Source organism: Streptomyces sp. NPDC050388, assembly GCF_040655635.1.
GTDB lineage: Bacteria > Actinomycetota > Actinomycetes > Streptomycetales > Streptomycetaceae > Streptomyces.
Map to the genome: position 1 here is coordinate 58782 of NZ_JBFAKH010000002.1, position 16971 is coordinate 75752.

General features: G+C 72.0%; 15 protein-coding genes and 2 pseudogenes. 9 read left to right on the top strand and 8 right to left on the bottom strand.

Going from position 1 to position 16971, the window contains the following annotated elements; genetic code table 11:
- Nucleotides 1-42: 42 nt before the first annotated feature.
- From lnt to AB0I73_RS01735, 3 genes are all read right to left on the bottom strand, one after another.
- Nucleotides 43-1653: an apolipoprotein N-acyltransferase gene (gene lnt, locus AB0I73_RS01725; RefSeq protein ID WP_363032691.1), complete on the bottom strand. Its 1611-nt coding sequence runs from the start codon at nt 1651-1653 to the stop codon at nt 43-45.
- A gap of 148 nt (nt 1654-1801) precedes the next feature.
- Complete coding sequence (locus tag AB0I73_RS01730) at nt 1802-2347, bottom strand: hypothetical protein (RefSeq protein ID WP_363032693.1); 546 nt, start codon at nt 2345-2347, stop codon at nt 1802-1804.
- Between the two features lie 90 nt (nt 2348-2437).
- Nucleotides 2438-3223, bottom strand: coding sequence for an aspartate/glutamate racemase family protein (locus AB0I73_RS01735; RefSeq protein ID WP_363032695.1), 786 nt, complete (start codon nt 3221-3223; stop codon nt 2438-2440).
- 39 nt (nt 3224-3262) lie between these two features.
- Here AB0I73_RS01735 and AB0I73_RS01740 point away from each other — a divergent pair, with 39 nt between their 5' ends.
- Nucleotides 3263-4456 (top strand): glycosyltransferase, encoded by a 1194-nt coding sequence (locus tag AB0I73_RS01740; RefSeq protein ID WP_363032697.1) that lies wholly within the window; start codon nt 3263-3265, stop codon nt 4454-4456.
- A 19-nt stretch (nt 4457-4475) separates the two neighbouring features.
- On the opposite strand, the gene AB0I73_RS01745 is transcribed toward AB0I73_RS01740, so the two are convergent.
- On the bottom strand, nt 4476-5750 hold the full coding sequence (locus AB0I73_RS01745; RefSeq protein ID WP_363032953.1) for a TerD family protein: 1275 nt from the start codon (nt 5748-5750) through the stop codon (nt 4476-4478).
- Between the two features lie 291 nt (nt 5751-6041).
- Between AB0I73_RS01745 and AB0I73_RS01750 the strand changes: the two genes are divergently transcribed.
- Together AB0I73_RS01750 and AB0I73_RS01755 are read left to right on the top strand one after the other, a co-directional pair.
- Nucleotides 6042-6491 (top strand): DUF6643 family protein, encoded by a 450-nt coding sequence (locus AB0I73_RS01750; protein WP_363032699.1) that lies wholly within the window; start codon nt 6042-6044, stop codon nt 6489-6491.
- A gap of 73 nt (nt 6492-6564) precedes the next feature.
- Nucleotides 6565-7289 (top strand): annotated as a pseudogene (locus tag AB0I73_RS01755) (rhomboid family intramembrane serine protease).
- 447 nt (nt 7290-7736) lie between these two features.
- On the opposite strand, the gene AB0I73_RS01760 reads toward AB0I73_RS01755, so the two are convergent.
- Both AB0I73_RS01760 and AB0I73_RS01765 read right to left on the bottom strand, forming a co-directional pair.
- Complete coding sequence (locus tag AB0I73_RS01760; protein ID WP_363032701.1) at nt 7737-8588, bottom strand: cytochrome c oxidase assembly protein; 852 nt, start codon at nt 8586-8588, stop codon at nt 7737-7739.
- Nucleotides 8588-9154 (bottom strand): DUF2243 domain-containing protein, encoded by a 567-nt coding sequence (locus AB0I73_RS01765; protein WP_363032703.1) that lies wholly within the window; start codon nt 9152-9154, stop codon nt 8588-8590. The genes AB0I73_RS01760 and AB0I73_RS01765 overlap by 1 nt, the downstream gene beginning before the upstream one ends.
- 78 nt (nt 9155-9232) lie before the next feature.
- Between AB0I73_RS01765 and AB0I73_RS01770 the strand changes: the two genes are divergently transcribed.
- Nucleotides 9233-9418, top strand: coding sequence for a hypothetical protein (locus tag AB0I73_RS01770; RefSeq protein WP_363032705.1), 186 nt, complete (start codon nt 9233-9235; stop codon nt 9416-9418).
- A 35-nt stretch (nt 9419-9453) separates the two neighbouring features.
- Here the strand turns inward: AB0I73_RS01770 and AB0I73_RS01775 are convergent.
- Both AB0I73_RS01775 and AB0I73_RS01780 read right to left on the bottom strand, forming a co-directional pair.
- A pseudogene (locus tag AB0I73_RS01775) lies at nt 9454-9774 on the bottom strand (ISAzo13 family transposase); the annotation flags it as partial.
- Nucleotides 9775-9864: 90 nt separating this feature from the next.
- Entirely contained in the window at nt 9865-10434 is a 570-nt protein-coding gene (locus AB0I73_RS01780) for a hypothetical protein (protein WP_363032707.1), read from the bottom strand.
- Nucleotides 10435-10836: 402 nt separating this feature from the next.
- Between AB0I73_RS01780 and AB0I73_RS01785 the strand changes: the two genes are divergently transcribed.
- From AB0I73_RS01785 to AB0I73_RS01805, 5 genes are all read left to right on the top strand, one after another.
- Nucleotides 10837-12498, top strand: coding sequence for a hypothetical protein (locus AB0I73_RS01785; protein WP_363032709.1), 1662 nt, complete (start codon nt 10837-10839; stop codon nt 12496-12498).
- Between the two features lie 270 nt (nt 12499-12768).
- Nucleotides 12769-13857: a hydrogenase expression protein HypE gene (locus AB0I73_RS01790; protein ID WP_363032711.1), complete on the top strand. Its 1089-nt coding sequence runs from the start codon at nt 12769-12771 to the stop codon at nt 13855-13857.
- A gap of 94 nt (nt 13858-13951) precedes the next feature.
- On the top strand, nt 13952-15751 hold the full coding sequence (locus tag AB0I73_RS01795; RefSeq protein WP_363032713.1) for a nickel-dependent hydrogenase large subunit: 1800 nt from the start codon (nt 13952-13954) through the stop codon (nt 15749-15751).
- A complete protein-coding gene (locus AB0I73_RS01800) occupies nt 15744-16340 on the top strand; it encodes a NifU family protein (protein WP_363032715.1) in 597 nt (198 codons plus the stop codon). The genes AB0I73_RS01795 and AB0I73_RS01800 overlap by 8 nt, the downstream gene beginning before the upstream one ends.
- On the top strand, nt 16337-16930 hold the full coding sequence (locus AB0I73_RS01805) for a DUF5947 family protein (RefSeq protein ID WP_363032717.1): 594 nt from the start codon (nt 16337-16339) through the stop codon (nt 16928-16930). The genes AB0I73_RS01800 and AB0I73_RS01805 overlap by 4 nt, the downstream gene beginning before the upstream one ends.
- Nucleotides 16931-16971: the final 41 nt, after the last annotated feature.

Consider the following 16971-nt stretch of genomic DNA (forward strand, 5'->3'; position numbering starts at 1 on the left):
GCCGCTTCGCGGCGCTTCAGGGCGTGTGCGCCGGGCGTACGACTACGCGCCACCGGCGCGCCGCCCGCGCACACCGGCGGCCACGGCCCACCCCAGGCCGCCCGCGGCGACCAGGACGAGAGCGGTCTCGGGGAGTGCGCCGAGGCGGGTGGCGGGGGTCTGCGAGGAGCGCAGCGGCACCTCCTGCACCAGGGAGTCGGCGACGAACATGCCGGTCTTCTGGCTGACCGTCCCGTCCGGCATGATGATCGCGCTCACCCCGCTGGTCACCGGGACGGTGACGGTACGGCTGTGCTCGACGGCGCGGACCCGGGACATGGCGAGCTGCTGGTAGGTCATCTCGCTGCGGCCGAAGGTCGCGTTGTTGCTGGGGACGGAGATCAGCTGGGCGCCGTCCTTGACGGTGTCGCGCACCGCCCAGTCGAAGGCCGCCTCGTAGCAGGTGACGAGGCCGACCCCGGTCCCGGCCATGGTGAACACGCCCGGTTCGGTGCCCCGGCTGAAGTCCTGGCGGACCATCGACGTCCAGTCGTCGTTGATCGCCCCGACCAGGGGGCGCAGCGGGAGGTACTCGCCGAACGGCTGGATCTGCCGCTTGTCGTAGGTGTCGACGGGGCCCTTCACCGGGTCCCAGAGGACCTGTTCGTTGAGCAGCCTGCCGTCCTTGCCCACCACGGCGCCGACCGAGACGGGCACACCGATCGCCTTGGCCGCCCGGTCGATCACGGCGTACGCGTCGGGGTTGGCGAAGGGGTCGATGTCGGAGGAGTTCTCCGGCCACAGCACGATGTCGGGCCGCTCCACCCGGCCCGCGTCGACCTCCGCGGCCAGGCGTTCCGTCTCGCGCGCGTGGTGGTCGAGAACGGCCCGCCGCTGCGAGTTGAAGTCGAGCCCCAGCCGCGGCACATTGCCCTGGACGACCGCGACGGTCGCCGTACCGGTCTCGGCCGTGTCGCTCACCAGCGGCCGGGCGGACACCGCGGCCACGGCCGGCACCGCCACGCCCAGCGCGCCGACGGCCGCCGCGACGCACCGCACGGTCCCGGTACGGCGGGCGTCCACCGCCACCCGCACGATCTCGTACAGGCCGAAGCCGCACAGCACGACCGCGAAGCCGAGCACCGGGGTCCCGCCCAGCGCGGCGAGCGGCAGGAAGACGCCGTCCGCCTGCCCGAACGCGATCTTGCCCCAGGGGAACCCGTGGAACGGCACACGCGCACGTGCCGCCTCACCGGCGATCCACAGCGCGGCGGCCCACACCGGCCATCCGGGCAGCTTCGACACCGCGGCGACACCCGCGCCGACCAGCGCGACGAAGAGCGCCTCGATCACGGCGAGGGCGATCCACGGACCGGGTCCGACCTCCACGCCGGTCCAGACCAGGAGCGGCAGGAAGAAGCCCAGCCCGAAGAGGTGGCCGAGGCCGAGCCCGGCCTTCCAGCCGCGCCCGCGCAGCACCCAGCCGAAGACGGCGAAGGCGGGCAGCGCCAGCCACCACAAGGTGCGCGGCGGGAAGCTGAGGTAGAGGAGCAGCCCGGAGAGTGCTGCCGCTGCGGCCGGAACGAGGCGCGCGAGCCGCCTGGGCCACGCCTTGGGCGCGGTCTGCGGCGGCATCGGGGCCGGCTCGCCGACGGAGGTTGCGGTGACGGTCACCCGGAGAGTCTACGGCGCGTGACCTGGGCGCCGACCGCACGAACGCCCGGCTGCGGAGCACGGCCCGGCCGGGGCCCGGCCACCGGGCGGCACGGGTCGCGCTGCGTCTGCCGGCCGAGGCAATCGCGGTGACCGCTCCCCCGGCAGGTCAGTGGACCGGGCCCGGCCGGTGCGGGCGCAGGCGGTCGCGGATGACGCGCACCGCTGCCTCCGCGTCGTCCACGGTGATCGTGAAGGTGTGTCCGTCCCACAGGCTCAGGACGAGGCCCTCACCACGGCGCACGACGACCGCCGTGCCCTTCTCGGGCCGCCAGCGGTAGCCCCAGCCGCCCCAGTGCCGCGGGGTGACGTGCGGTACGAACTCGGCTCCGGCGACGTGCGACAGCGGGATGCGGCGGCGCGGCACGCCCATGTGACCGCAGCGCACCTCGAGGTGGTCCTCGTCGACACGCAGCGCGACGTGCACGAAGGCGAGCGTGCCGAACAGGACCAGCAGCCCGGCGGCGATGCACCCGACGACGGCCATGACCAACGGTGCGACGCCGGTCGTCCACGTCGAGTCGACGGCCAGCACGATGCCGAGCGCCATACAGGCGGCACCGATGAGTGCCAGTAACCACTGCACGCGGTTGGTCGCGCGGCCGGTCCAGACATGGGGGTGCGGGGGGTGGGCACTGCGGGGGTGGTCCCTCATGCGCTCGAGGCTACTTCGGTTTCGCCGTGTGGGTACGGGGTCGCACGGCGTGACTGCGCCGACCGGGCGTGAACCGGTCCCTCGACGGCCTCACCCGGCAGGGGTGACCTCCTGCAGCAGTCGGCCTTCCGCGTAGGCGAGGGCGGCCGGCGGAAGCGTGCCCTCGCGGCCGCTCAGCAGCACCGTGAGGGTGCCGGTCGCCGGGGCCTCGGGGGCAGGCCGTTCACCGACCCGGCGCATGGCCTGGGCGGCGACCGCTCCGGCGGAGCCGTGCAGGACCAGTGGCGGCCGGCCGGGGCGCCGCACGGCGGCCCGGATGCGTTCGGCGACCAGTTCGTAATGGGTGCAGCCCAGGACGACGGTCGTCACGTCCTCCGGGGTGAGTTCGGCGGCGGCGGCGACGGCCGCGTCGATCGCGTTCTCGTCCGCGTGCTCCACGGCTTCCGCGAGACCCCAGCAGGGCACCTCGGTGACGGTCACGCCGTCGGCGAAGTCCTGGATCAGATTCCGCTGGTACGGGCTGCCGGTCGTCGCCGGGGTGGCCCAGATGGCGAACGGCCCGCCGCCGGCGGCCGCCGGCTTGATCGCCGGGACGGTGCCGATGACGGGCAGGACCGGTTCGAGGTGGTCGCGCAGGGCGGTGAGGGCGTGCACGGTGGCGGTGTTGCAGCCGACGATCAGGGCGTCGGGCCGCCGTGCGGCAGCCGCCTCGGCGACGGCCAGGGCGCGGGCGGTGAGGTCCTGGGGAGTCCTGGGGCCCCAGGGCATGCCGTCGGGGTCGAGGGAGAGGACGAGATCGGCGTCGGGGCGCAGGCGCCGTACCGCTGCGGTGGCTGCCAGCAGGCCGATTCCGGAGTCCATGAGCGCGATCTTCACCCGGTCACGATAGACGATGAGCCGCTTCCGACCGCTCCCGTGGGGCAGACTGCGGGCGTGAGCGCCGTAGTGTGGACCGCCGCCGTGTCCCTCGCCGCCTGGCTGTGGCTGCTGCTCTTCCAGGGCTTCTTCTGGCGTACGGATGTCCGGCTGCCGGCCCGGCGGGAGCCCGAGGCGTGGCCGTCGGTGTGCGTGGTCGTCCCCGCGCGTGACGAGGCGGCGGTACTGCCCGCGAGCCTGCCGTCGCTGCTCGCCCAGGACTACCCCGGGCGGGCGGAGGTCTTCCTGGTCGACGACGGAAGTACGGACGGCACCGGGGAGCTCGCGCATGAGCTGGCGGGTCGGCCCGGGGGCCTGCCGCTGACCGTGGGCTCGCCCGGCGAGCCGCCGGCCGGCTGGACCGGCAAGCTCTGGGCGGTGCGGCACGGCATCGAGCTGGCACGCGCGCGTGCGCCCGAGTACCTGCTGCTGACGGACGCCGACATCGCGCACGCGCCCGACAGCCTGCGCCGGCTGGTCGCGGCAGCCCGTACCGGGGGGTTCGACGTCGTCTCGCAGATGGCGCGGCTGCGCGTGGAGAGCGTCTGGGAGCGGTTGGTCGTACCGGCGTTCGTGTACTTCTTCGCGCAGTTGTATCCGTTCCGCCGGATCGGGCGGAACGGAACGCGGACGGCCGCGGCGGCCGGGGGCTGTGTACTGCTGCGCGCCGAGGCGGCCGAGCGGGCGCGGATCCCCGACGCCATCCGGCAGGCCGTCATCGACGACGTGGCCCTCGCGCGGGCGGTCAAGGCCGGCGGCGGGCGGGTCTGGCTGGGGCTGGCGGACCGGGTGGACAGTGTGCGCCCGTATCCGCGGCTGGACGACCTGTGGCGCATGGTGTCGCGCAGCGCGTACGCGCAACTGCGGCACAGCCTGGTGCTGCTGGCCGCGACGGTCGTGGGGCTGGCGCTGGTGTACCTGGTGCCGCCGGTGGCCGTCGTCGCGGGGCTGGCGGCCGGGGACCGGGGGGTCGTGGCCCTCGGTGCGGCGGCCTGGCTGGTGATGGCGGGGACGTACGTCCCGATGCTCCGCTACTACCGGCAACCGCGGTGGCTCGCTCCCCTGTTGCCGTTCACCGCGTTCCTGTACCTCCTGATGACGGTCGATTCGGCGGTGCGGCACCACCGCGGGCGGGGTGCGGCCTGGAAGGGCCGCACCTACCCGCGTCCGGGCGCGCTGCCCGACGAGGGCTGAGCCGGCCGGCCGTCGAGGGTCACTTGCGGCCCGGGGTCCAGTTCATGCCCCATCCGTAGGCGCGGTCGACGGTGCGCTGGGGGCTCGCTCCCCGCTCGGGCACCAGATAGCGGGCCTCGCGCTGGACGACGAGGTCGCCACCGGTGTTGGTGATGAGGGCGAGGGCGCACACCGTGGAGGGGACGGTGCACTCGTCGAGCGAGAAGTCGACCGGGGCGCCGTGCTGCGGCTGGAGGGTGACCGTGGCGTGCAGGTCGGCGAAGGAGCGGGCGCCCTCGTAGATGGTGACGAAGACGAGGATGCGCCGGAAGGACTGCTGGTGGTCGAGGTTGACGGTGAGGTTCTCGCCGGACGCGACGGCGCCGGTACGGTCGTCGCCGTCCAGGTGGATGAACGGGGGCCGCCGCAGGGATCCGAAGGCGTTGCCCAGGGCCTGGACGACTCCCTTGCTGCCGTCGGTGAGTTCGTACAGGGCGCACAGGTCGAGGTCGAGGTCGGAGTGCATGGCGACCGGGCGGCCCAGCTTGCCCGCCCAGCCGGAGAACTGTTTGCGCACCTGCCAGTTGAGGTTCACCCGGAGGGCACCCGAGGTTCCGCCCTGTTTGGTCAGCGAGACGGCCGGGGCCTCCTTGGTGAGCGTCACCTTGGTGAGCCGGACCGGCGCCGGCGACGTGGCGGGCGCGGGCGGGGCGAGGAGCCGGGCCGCGGGGGCCGGAGGAGGTGTGGCGGCCGGGGGCGTCGAAGGCGGGGCCGGGACGGCGGGGGCGGCGTGCTGCGGCTCGTCCACGGTGATGCCGTAGTCGGTGGCCAGGCCCTCGAGTCCGTTGCTGTAGCCCTGCCCCACCGCGCGGAACTTCCAGGCTCCCTGACGGCGGTAGAACTCACCGAGCACGAAGGCGCTCTCGCTGGTCGCGCCCGTGCTGTCGAACCGGGCCGCGACGGTGCCCCGCACGGCGTCCCTGACCTCGATGTACAGGTCGGGGATCCGGCCGAAGGTGCCACCGTCGGAGGAGGCCGCGAGGATCACGGTCTCGACACCGGGCTCCACGCGCGTGAGATCGACGAGAAGGGTGTCGGTCACCTGCCCGCCGGCGTTCCGCTTGCCCTCGTGCCGGACGGCCCCGGAGGAGTGGGCGGGTTGGTTGTAGAAGACGAAGTCGCCGTCGGAACGGACCTTGCCGCCGACCAGCAGCAGCGCGGAGGCGTCCGCGTCGGGGACGCCGGGGCCCGGGCGCCACCCCAGTTCCACCCTGAGTGCCGCGGTCGGCACCGGTGTGTTCGATCCCTTCGACATTGACATGCCCGCCCCCATCACGTGTCACCTCGCCAGGTCACACCCGGCGTCCGTCGGATCTCGTCCGCCCAACCTAGTGCCCGCGCGCGGGAAGTCCCACGGGGCATGCGCGGAGAAGTGACGACCAGCCGGTAACCCGCCCGGAACTCGGCTTTTACCAGAAGGCCATCCGAAATAACAGCCATTTTCTCCAAGTTCGCCCGTTTTAGTGATCCCTGGTCGCTGAGGACACGGAAAACAACCCTCTTATCGGTCTCCCCAACCAGCACATCGTGGGCTTAACTTATGGCCATGACCTCCCCCCGCTCCACTTATGGCGGCGGCTACTACTCCGCCTCCTTCCCGGACACCCCGATCTACGACTCGCTCGTGGCCGAGCGGGGCACCCCGCAGATCGCCCCGATCCGGGTCCCCTCCGCCTACGACGTGCCGGGCAGCCATCTCCCCGCACTTCCCTCGGCGTTGCCCGCCCTCCCGGCGGCCCCCTCCCAGCCCGCCCACGGTTACCCGCAGGCGCAGCAGCCGGCCCCGCTCCAGCAGGCGCACGCGCCGTACGTCCCGCAGCAGGCCACCGCGTACATCCCGCAGCAGGCGACCGCGCCGCGCGGCTATCCCCAGTCGCAGCCGCCGCGTCCGGCCGCTCCCGGCTCGGGTTACGAGGCGATGCGCCCCGCGGCCCCGCGGCCGGCGCCCGCCCCGTACCAGGACCCGTACAACAACCAGCAGTACCGCGGCTACTGATCCCGGACACGGAGCCGTTCCGCGGGCCGCCCTGCCCCATGGAGCCATCGCCGCCGGCCGGCACGACGACTCCATGGGGACCGCACTGCTGCACTCGATCCACGTACATCCGGTCAAGGCTTTCCGGAGCCTGTCCCTCCGGGAGGTCTCCGTGGAGCCCTGGGGACCGGCCGGGGACCGGCGCTGGATGCTGATCGACGACGGGGGAGAGTCGTCACCCAACGCGGGCATCCACGCCTCACCCTGGCCACCGCCGCCCTCCTGCCCGGCGGCGGTCTCCGGCTGTCCGCGCCCGGAACGGATCCCGTCACGGTGCCCGTCCCTCCTTCGGGCCGCACCGAGCGGGTGCGGATCTTCCGCGACGACATCGAGGACCGCACGGGCCGTCTGCGGTACCTGCTGTTCCACCTGGTCTGCGGCCACGCGGCCGCCTACGGATCCGCCCTCACGCACCCGAACGCCACCACCCCGCTGATCGGCGCCCCGGGCGCCATCGCCGGCGTCCTCGGCGCCTACCCGGTCCTCTACCCCAAGGGCCGCCTCCGGGTCCTCGTCCCCTTCCTGATCTTCCTGTCCCTGCGCCTGCCGGCCCGGACCGTGCTGGGCCTGTGGTTCGTCCTCCAGGCGGCCTACTCCTCCGGCGCGGGCGTCACCGGCGCCGGAACGGTGGCCTACGCGGCCCACCTGCTCGGCTTCATCGTGGGCATGCTGATCGCCCGGCCCCTCAAACCGGGCACTCCCCCACCACCCGAACCGGCCGGCATCCTCTTCGGCAGGCGGGCGCGACGGTCCTGGTAGAGCCGCACGCCCGGGTCTGGCGGAATGGTCCGACGGCAAAGACAGGCCGACCCGGGTCTGGCCGTCCGACCTGCCCAGGGACATCCCCCTGGCTGAACCGCTGACTTGTATGGCGGCAGTGGTGCGTGGGCGGATCGGCTGACCGTAGCGTGCTGCAGGAAATCGGCTGGGGTGGCTCGTGAACCGCTTGCCGAACCATGGCTCTCCCGGGGTGTTCTCCTCATCCGATGTCCGTCCGCGGCCTGACTCGACAGAGGTGTGACCCGGGCTGGACTGGTTCCGGAAGTCGGCGTGTCGGCCGTGGATCTCCTGCCGTCTCGTTCCGAGGAGCTGCACGGTGATCCTGCTCGGCGTCGACCCGCACAAGCCCACGCACATCGCCACCGCGGTGGACCCGATGACCGACCGGCCGATCGCCTCGATCCGAATCGGGGCCACCCTGGTCGGCTATCGACGGCTGCCGGCCCGGGCAGGAAAGTGGCCTGAGCGGCGGTGGACCGTGGAGGGCGCCGGCGGCCCGGGGCGGCGCTCGGGCCGCCAGGTGGCCACCAGTGCGGCGGCCAGCAGCAGTTCGGCGATGTCCCCGCCGTAGTACATGATCTCCGCGCCGTGCTGGACCTGGTCGATGGGGGCGTGGATGTCGACGAAGAATCCGCCGTACATCGCCTGGGCGATCAAAGCGTGCGCGGCGATCGCAATGCCCAGGTAGACCAGGCGGGCCCGCACGCCGGGCCGGGCGGGCGCGGGGTCGGGACCGGCGATGACATGGGCGAACAGGCACCCGGAAGCCAGGAAGTGGGCGTTCATCAGCCAGTGCCCTGCGGGGTGGCCCATGGCGGTGTTGTACAGCGGCGTGAAGTACAGCAGGCCGAGAACGCCGGTGCTCAGCGCCAGTGCGACCGCGGGGTGGGCCGGCAGCCGCGCAGGCGGGCTGTGCAGGACCCTCGTCACCCGGCGGGCCCAGGCCGGCGGCAGGGTGCGCAGCAGGAGGGTGACCGGGGCGGCGAGCACCAGGACCAGCGGCGCGTACATGCCGATGAGCATGTGCTGGACCATGTGCCCGCGGAAGTCGGAGTGCGCGGCGGGCGCCAGCGGCGGCAGCAGCGCGAGAGCGAGCAGGGCCAGCCCGGCGAGGAAGGAAGCCGCTCGCCACCGGTTCCAGCCCTGGGCGGGGTTGCGGTGCCGGGCCCGGCGGACGGCGAGCAAGTAGCCGACGGCCGCGGCAAGCAGGACCAGCGCGGCCAGCGCCGCCCCCGGCAGGCCGGTGTCGCTTTCGCCGTGGTGGTGCGTGGTGTCCATCAGGCGTGGCCTCCGGCCCGCCCGGCACCGCGGGGAGCGTCGGGGTCGAAGGGCCGACCGCTGCGCTGGAGCAGGTAGCCGCCGGTCAGGAGCAGGCCGCCCAGGACGAGGAAGGCGGCGTCCCACCATGTCTGGTAGGGGCCGGGGTGGACGTGGTGGATGCCCAGGATCTGGTGGTCCAGGAGCCCCTCGACCAGGTTGAACAGGCCCCAACCGGCCAGGATCCAGCCCCACAGGACCCGCGAGGTCCACACCGCCCGCCGGTTGTGGGTGACCCGGGAGTACAGGATGGCCAGGCCCAGCAGGACGGCGATCCAGCACACCGCGTGGAAGAGGCCGTCCCACAGGGTGTTCATCTGCAGCCCGGAGACCGTTTTCGGGTTGTAGTACTTCACTCCGATGTGGTCCTGGTTGGTGCTGGAGAGCATATGGTGCCATTGCAGGAGCTGGTGCAGCAGGATGCCGTCGACGAACCCGCCGAGGCCCACTCCGAGGACGATGCCGGGCAGTTGCAGACTGTTCGGCGCCGCCGTATGCGCCCGGGTGGTGCCCGCTGCAGTGGCCATCACCTGTTCTCCGTCCTGTCGGCGGTGCGCGTCCGACCTTCCGGACACGGTTTCCCACCCGGCCTGCCTCCATCACCGATGTGCGCGGTACTTCCGTCGTTCCGCCCAGGCCGGGCGAGCCCGAAGAAGACACTGGCCAACCTGGCCGCCTGCACCACCGACCAAATCGCCGCTCTGATACGGACCCGGCTCAAGCGGATGCAGTACCGCCCGGGCCCCCTGGACGGCGTCATCGCCGAGACCGGCCTCGTCCTGACGCCATGACAGGAGCAACGCACCCCGATGTGACAACCTCCGTTGCGTGTCGACCTCGTCGTCCAGCACAGCGGCGACACCGGATCCCCGCGCATGTCCGGCTCCACCAGCGCCGACAGCGCCGGACGCGATCCCGGGTCCACCTCGGCAGCCCTCTTGCGCCCGCCACCGGGGCGACGGACCCGACCCAGCGGCTCCGTACCCGCTTCCAGCTCGTCGACGCCGTTGCGGACGGTGGTCTCGCCGGCCTCGGCCGCCCGCACGACTGCCTGGATCCCGCCGTGTCCCAGGATCCGGGCCTCGGCTCCCCTCAGCAGACGGCGCCGGCGCTCGCCCAGATGCGGGAACAACACCGCGAATCTCACGGCGAGTTGATCCCGAGCCTCCCGTGATATGGCCCTACCGCATCAACGAGCCAGGTCCACGGAAGCACCACCTTGCTTCTCTGCGGGCCCTCAGTGGATGAGCGGGGTGGCGGAGCGGGCTCGCTCCCACATACCGTGCAGCTGCTCGGCAGGACGCTGCTGTTCGCCGTGCAGAGCGTTGAGCACGACCAGGCATCCGGTCAGCGCCGGCACTGCCCACTGGGCCCAGGTCAGCTGACGCCGCGCTTGGTCGATGTCGACAGGGTGACGGGCCGCCTTCTCGTGGTCCTGAGGATCGCGGGAGGATGCCAGTTCGACCTTCTTGCCGAGGACACGGGCATAGGCGGTGGCGGCCAGGGCCGCGGCGGTGACGACGGTCTTGGCCGCGGTGGAGGCGGCCACGCCCTGCTGCGCGGCGACCCGGTGGGCGTTCACGGCCAGCAACCCACCGCCGCCGAACAGGTGCGCGCCGAGGGCGGCGGCGTTGACCGGTGCCCACTTCGCCCAGCCCGACGAAGCGATGCGTGCACTGGTCTCACCGGTTCCGCCTTCGTCCTCAGCCGCGCCGTTGAGGCCGACCGCGCCCATGAGTGAGCCGCCGAACCAGGCGGCCAGGCCCACATCGTGCAGACTGCGGATCCAGGTATGGCGTCCGGACATGAGGTGCTCCTTCGGAGGGCGACAGAGGGGACCGGTCGACTGCGACGTCGATCGCCATTCCACCCTCGCCGCATCCTGGTCCGCCCGCCATCACGGTTGACCCGGACGTGCGGTCCTGTCCGGCCTCCGGCGGTCCGCCTGTGGAGAGCGTCGATGCCGCGCTCCGCAGCCGCGGTCACCGTTCGCCGGACAGCGCTGTCGACGTCGGGGATGACCGCGCGCCCGGGGCCCGGCTCCCCGACCGGGACCTCGCCCTTTCCTCGGGATCAGCGGCCGCGTTCAGCGCTCGGGGGTCATCAGCCCCTCGAACGGCCCAGTTCCGCCACGCTGGGCGGGCACGTGCGTAAAAGAAGTGCCATGGTGCGGGAGGAGCGGGACACAGAAGCGGATCAAGGAGTCGAAATGCCGCATACCGGAGTCGGCGATGTCGCTGAGTGCGCCGTCGCAGCAGCGGATGCGGCCGCGACGCCGCCCAGCCCGGGAGGCGACCTCCATCAGCTGAGCGCCGTCGCCGACGCCATCCTGTACGAGGGGTACCTGCTCTACCCCTACCGCCGCTCTTCGGCCAAGAATCGGGTGCGCTGGCAGTTCGGTGTGCTCTTTCCCCGTGACTGGGTGGAGCGGGAGGGTCCCGTCGTTCCCGGCATCTCGGGATCCGCCGATTCCTGGTACCAGCAGACAGAGTGCCTCCTGCGCGTCCGCCGGCCGCAGGCGGTGGTGCGCGTGCGGGTGCGGTACCTGCAGATGCAGCACAAGCAGGTGGAGAAAGCCGACCGGGACGGACGGTACCGCCCGGTCGAGTCGCTGAGCGCGGACGACGGCACCGTGCACCTGACCTTCGACGAAGCGGTGCCGCGCGAGACGGATCTCGTCGTACGCCTGGAGGATCTGCTCGGCCGGGAGACCGTCTTCCCGGTCGGGGCACCCGCCGGGCAGGAAACCGAGGTGCTCCCCGGGGGCGCCGGGCGCTTGGTACGGCGGCGCTCCGCCGTCCAGGCGAGCACAGCCGTCACCGCCGAGCGGCTCGAGGACGGTGTCTGCCGTCTTCGAATCCGTACCGAGAACGCGGGGCCGACACCGGACCCACGGGCCGTTCGCGACGAGGCGCTGCGTGGCGCGCTCATCGCGACGCACACGCTCGTCGGCGGCGACGGCGCGCAGTTCGTCTCGCTCATCGACCCGCCCGAGAACCTGCTCGGGCACGCCCGCGCGTGCCGCAACGCGTTCACCTTCCCGGTCCTCGGCGGACCGCCGCCCGGAACCGCACCGTGTGACGAGCCCGTCGGAGGAACCCCCGACGAGGCCTGTGCCCTCCTCCTCATCTCCTCGCCGATCATCCTGCCCGACCGCCCGCAGGTGGCGCCCGAGAGCCCGGGCGACCTGTACGACGCCGCGGAGATCGACGAGATCCTGACGCTGCGCACGCTGCTGCTGACCGACCAGGAGAAGCGTGAGGCGCGCGCCACCGACCCGCGTGCCGCCCGGATCCTGGACCGGGTGGAGACCATGCCGCCGGAGGTCTTCGCCCGGCTGCACGGCACCATCCGATCGCTGGTCCCGGCCACGCCGCCAGACCTCGCCGCATCCTCGTCGGCCGCCGCAGCCGCGGCTTCGCCCGGGTCCGCGACCGCCCTCACGGGCGACCGGCCGACGTGGTGGCAGGAGGGCTCCGACGACGTGTCCCCCACGACCGACACGGTGCCGGTCGACGGCGTTCCGCTGGGCGGGGGCAGCCGGGTGCGGCTGCGCCCGCGGAGCCGGGGTACCGACGCCCAGGACATGTTCCTGGCCGGACGGACAGCACGGGTCGCCGCCGTCTTCCACGACGTGGACGACAGCGTGTACCTCGCCGTGACGCTGGACGACGATCCCGGAGCCGAGCTGAACGGCTGGTACGGCCGCTTCCACTACTTCCGGCCCGATGAACTCGAGCCCCTGGAGCCGCGGGTGTCCCCGCACGCCGCGGGCCCTGCGGAGCCGTTGAAGCCGTTCTCCCCGTCGCACGAACGGCCCGGACAGCCGGCCGACGGTCCGGGGGAGGGACGGTGCGATGAACGGGCCTGACACCGCGGCACGGGATCACGAGGTCGGCGCCGGGCTGTTCCACGGGCGCCCCGAGCACGCGGCGCCGGGAGAGCGGTCGACCACCACTCCCCCGCCGCGGTGCCGCCCCCTCGCCGCGCAACCGCCGCCGGGCCGACGTTCGCTTCGGCTGCGTACGGACCGCACCGGCCCGACCTCACCCTCATGCCCATACCGTCCGCCCGCGCTCGTCGAGCGGCCGGCCGCAGCACACGACCGACTCGGGGACCGACAGCAGCGGAGGCCCAAGACATGACCACTGACAGCGGCACGCATGACGTTGCCACCGAGCCGAGCCGCGCCGAGGCGCGCGAAGGCTTCGAGGAGATCACCATCCTCTGGATCTCCGAGGGAATGAGCTGCGACGGCGACTCGGTGTCGTTCACCGCGGCTGGACAGCCCGCCGTGGAGGACTTGGTCCTCGGACTCATCCCTGGCCTGCCGAAGGTGAACCTGCACAACAAGGTGCTCTCGCCGAGCCTCGGCGGCGAGGATTTCCTCGCTCCCTACCGCGCGGCGATCCGCGGCGAGCTCGCGCCGTTCATCCTTGTCATCGAGGGCTCGATCCCGAACCAGAACATCATCGAGGGCGACGGGTACTGGACGTCGTTCGGCAACGACCCGGAGACCGGTGAACCCCTGACCCTCAACTGGTGGATCGACCGGCTGGCCCCGAAGGCGTGGGCGGTGGTCGCCGCCGGCACCTGCGCCACGTACGGCGGCATCCACGCGATGGCGGGCAACCCCACCGGCTCCATGGGCCTGGCCGACTACCTCGGCTGGGACTTCGCGTCGCAGGGCGGGCTACCGATCGTGAACGTTCCCGGCTGCCCGATCCAGCCGGAGAACTTCATGGAGACCCTCCTATGGGTCCTCTACCACGCGGCGGGGGCCGCCCCGCCGCCCCCGCTGGACCAGATGCTGCGCCCTCAGTGGCTGTTCGGGAAGACCGTGCACGAGGGCTGTGACCGCGGGGCGTACTACGAGCAGGCCGACTTCGCTCGGGACTACAACTCCCCGAAGTGCCAGGTGAAGGTGGGCTGCTGGGGTCCCGTCGTCAACTGCAACGTGCCCAAGCGCGGCTGGATGGGCGGCCTCGGCGGTTGCCCCAACGTCGGCGGTATCTGCATCGGCTGCACCATGCCCGGCTTCCCCGACGCGTTCATGCCGTTCATGGACGAGCCGCCGGGCGGCAGCTTCTCCTCCCTCATGATCAGGCCCTATGGGTCCTTCATCCGGCGGATGCGCGGCATCACCAACGCCGTCGTCAACCGCGAACCCAAGTGGCGCCACAACGAGCCACAGCTCACCTCCGGCTACGACCCCCACTGGCGCCCGTGACGTTGCGGCCCGGCCCCCCGCCGGGCCGCGCCCCGCACACGCCCTCTCCCCCGTCCACCGCAGCGAGCAGCGAGTAGCGAGAACAGGAACGCACATGACCACAACCGAGGACCGGGCCGGGACCACCGAGCGGAAACCTCCGCAGATCGTGGACATGTCCTGGGACCCGATCACCCGGATCATCGGCAACCTCGGCATCTACACGAAGATCGACTTCGCCAACCAGGAAGTGGTGGAATGCCGCAGCACCTCGTCCCTCTTCCGTGGCTACTCGGTGTTCATGAAGGGCAAGGACCCACGCGACGCGGGCTTCATCACCTCGCGTATCTGCGGCATCTGCGGCGACAACCACACCACGTGCTCCAACTACGCGCAGCAGATGGCGTACGGCGTGAAGACCCCTCCGCTTGCTGAGCACATCATGAACCTCGGCGAGGCCGCCGAGTACCTGTTCGACCACACGATCTTCCAGGACAACCTCGTCTTCGTCGACTTCTGCGAGGCGATGGTCAAGGCCACCAACCCGGGCGTGCTGGCCCGGGCCGAGCGCACCCCGGCGCCCCGGGGAGACATCCACGGCTACCGGACCATCGCCGACATCATGCGCGCCTTCAACCCCTTCGAGGGCGAGGTGTACCGGGAGGCGCTCAAGGTCAGCCGGATCACCCGGGAGATGTTCTGCCTGATGGAAGGGCGCCACGTCCACCCGTCGACGATGTACCCCGCCGGCGTCGGCACGATGCCGCAGCCGAACACCTTCACCGACTACCTCTCGCGCCTGATGAAGGTGATCGACTTCGTCAAGGAGGCCGTGGCGCTGAACGACGACGTCTTCGACTTCTTCTACGAGGCACTGCCCGGGTACGAGGAGGTGGGCCGCCGCCGGATCCTGCTCGGCTGCTGGGGCGCCTTCCAGGACCCTGCCGTCGTCGACTACCGCTACGAGAACATGAACCACTGGGGCAAGGCGATGTACGTCACCCCCGGCATCATCGTCGACGGCGAGCTGGTCACCAACAACCTCGTCGACATCAACCTCGGCCTGCGCATCCTGCTGGGCAGCTCCTACTACGAGGACTGGGAGCACCAGGAACCCTTCGTCACCCACGATCCGCTCGGCAACCCGGTCGACATGCGTCACCCGTGGAACCAGACCACCGTGCCGGTACCGCAGAAGCGCGACTTCGACGCCAAGTACAGCTGGGTGATGAGCCCGCGCTGGTACCACAAGGACAGCGACTCCCACCTCGCCCTGGACACCGGCGGTGGTCCGCTCGCCCGGCTGTGGTCCACGGCCCTGAACGGCCTGGTCGACACCCCTTACGTGAAGGCCACGGGGCGCAGCGTGCGGATCTCGCTGCCGAAGAGCGAGAAGCTGCCGGAGACCACGCTGGAGTGGCACATCCCGAAGTGGAGCAACACCATCGAACGGGACCGCGCCCGCCCCTACTTCGTCGCCTACGCAGCGGCCATGGCCCTCCAGTTCCTGGAGGAGGCGATGCAGATGATGCGTGCCGGCGAGACCAAGGTGTTCCAGAACTTCGAGGTACCCGACGAGGCCGTCGGCGTCGGTTTCCACGAGGCGGTGCGGGGGGTGCTCTCGCACCACCTGGTGATCAAGGACAAGAAGATCGCCAACTACCACCCGTACCCACCGACCCCCTGGAACGCCAGCCCGCGCGACAGCTACGGCACCCCCGGCCCGTACGAGGACGCTGTCCAGGGCCAGCCCATCTTCGAGGAGAACGGGCCGGAGGACTTCAAGGGCGTCGACATCATGCGCACTGTGCGCAGCTTCGATCCTTGTCTGCCCTGTGGCGTACACATGTACCTGGGCAAGGGCAAGACGCTCACGAAGACGCATTCCCCCACCTACGGCGCGTCCCATGACTGAGCCCACATCCGCGCCGGTATCGCAACCGCATCACGGCGCCGGGCCCGGCTTCCGGCTGGACGACGGCGAGGTGGCGGCGCGGATCGCCCGCATCGACGAGCTGCTGGAGAAGGTGCAGATCGCGCCCGGGCCCATGGCGCAGACGGCCGTCGACGCGGTCCGCACGCTCACCGAGGTCTACGGCGAGGCGCTGGCCCGGGTCCTGGACCACGCGGACGCCGCCCTGGCCGAGCGGCTGGCCGAGGACGAACTCATCGGCCACCTGCTCGTGCTGCACGACGTGCACCCCGAGCCACCGGAGCGCCGCGCCGTCCGCGCCGTGGAGCGACTGCGGCCCGCCGTGCAGGAGCGCGGCGGCGACGTGGCGCTGGACGGTGTCGAGGGGCCGGTCGCCCGCGTGCGGCTGCGCACCGCCGGATGCGGCTCGGCCTCCGCCGGGGTCGAGGAGGCCGTGCGGGAGGCCGTGCTCGCCGCGGCACCGGAGCTGACGGCGGTCGAGACGGTGCCGGAGACGAAGTCCCGGCCCCCCACGTTCGTCCCCGTCGACGCATTGGTGCGCCGGCCCACCGGGCCTCAGGAGGCGACGTGACCGGCGGCGCCCTGGCCGCGCTCATCCGCTCCTCCGCCGCACAGCGGGCCGGAGGCCCCGCGGAACGGTGCGAGCTGTGCGCCTCGCCGCTCGCGGACGACCACCGGCACCTGTACGACGCCGGCCGCGAGGAGGCGCTGTGCGCCTGTCCGGCGTGCTCGGTGCTGTTCGCGGGGGACGGGGCGGGCGACCGCCAGTACCGGCTGATCCCGCGCCGGCGGGTGAAGCTGCCGCCGGTCGAGACCGGACCGCTCGGGGTGCCCGTGGGCATGGCGTTCTTCGTGCTCCGGGAGGACGGCGCGGTCGTCGCGCACTACCCGAGCCCGGCCGGAGCCACCCGGTGGGAGGTGGATGCCTCGGCGTGGCAGGAGGCGGTGTCGCGGTGTCCGGATCTCGCGGGTGTGGTACCCGAGGTGGAGGCGCTGCTGGTGAACACCGCCCGGAACCTGCGGCACCACTGGATCGTGCCGGTCGACGAGTGCTTCCGACTGGTCGCCCTCGTCCGCCGGGAGTGGCGGGGGTTGTCCGGCGGCGGCCGCCTCTGGCCCGCCGTCGAGGAGTTCTTCGCCGGGCTGGCCGAACGGTCATGACCGGCGCGGCGCCGGAAGCCGCCGCCGGGCGCGGCGGAACA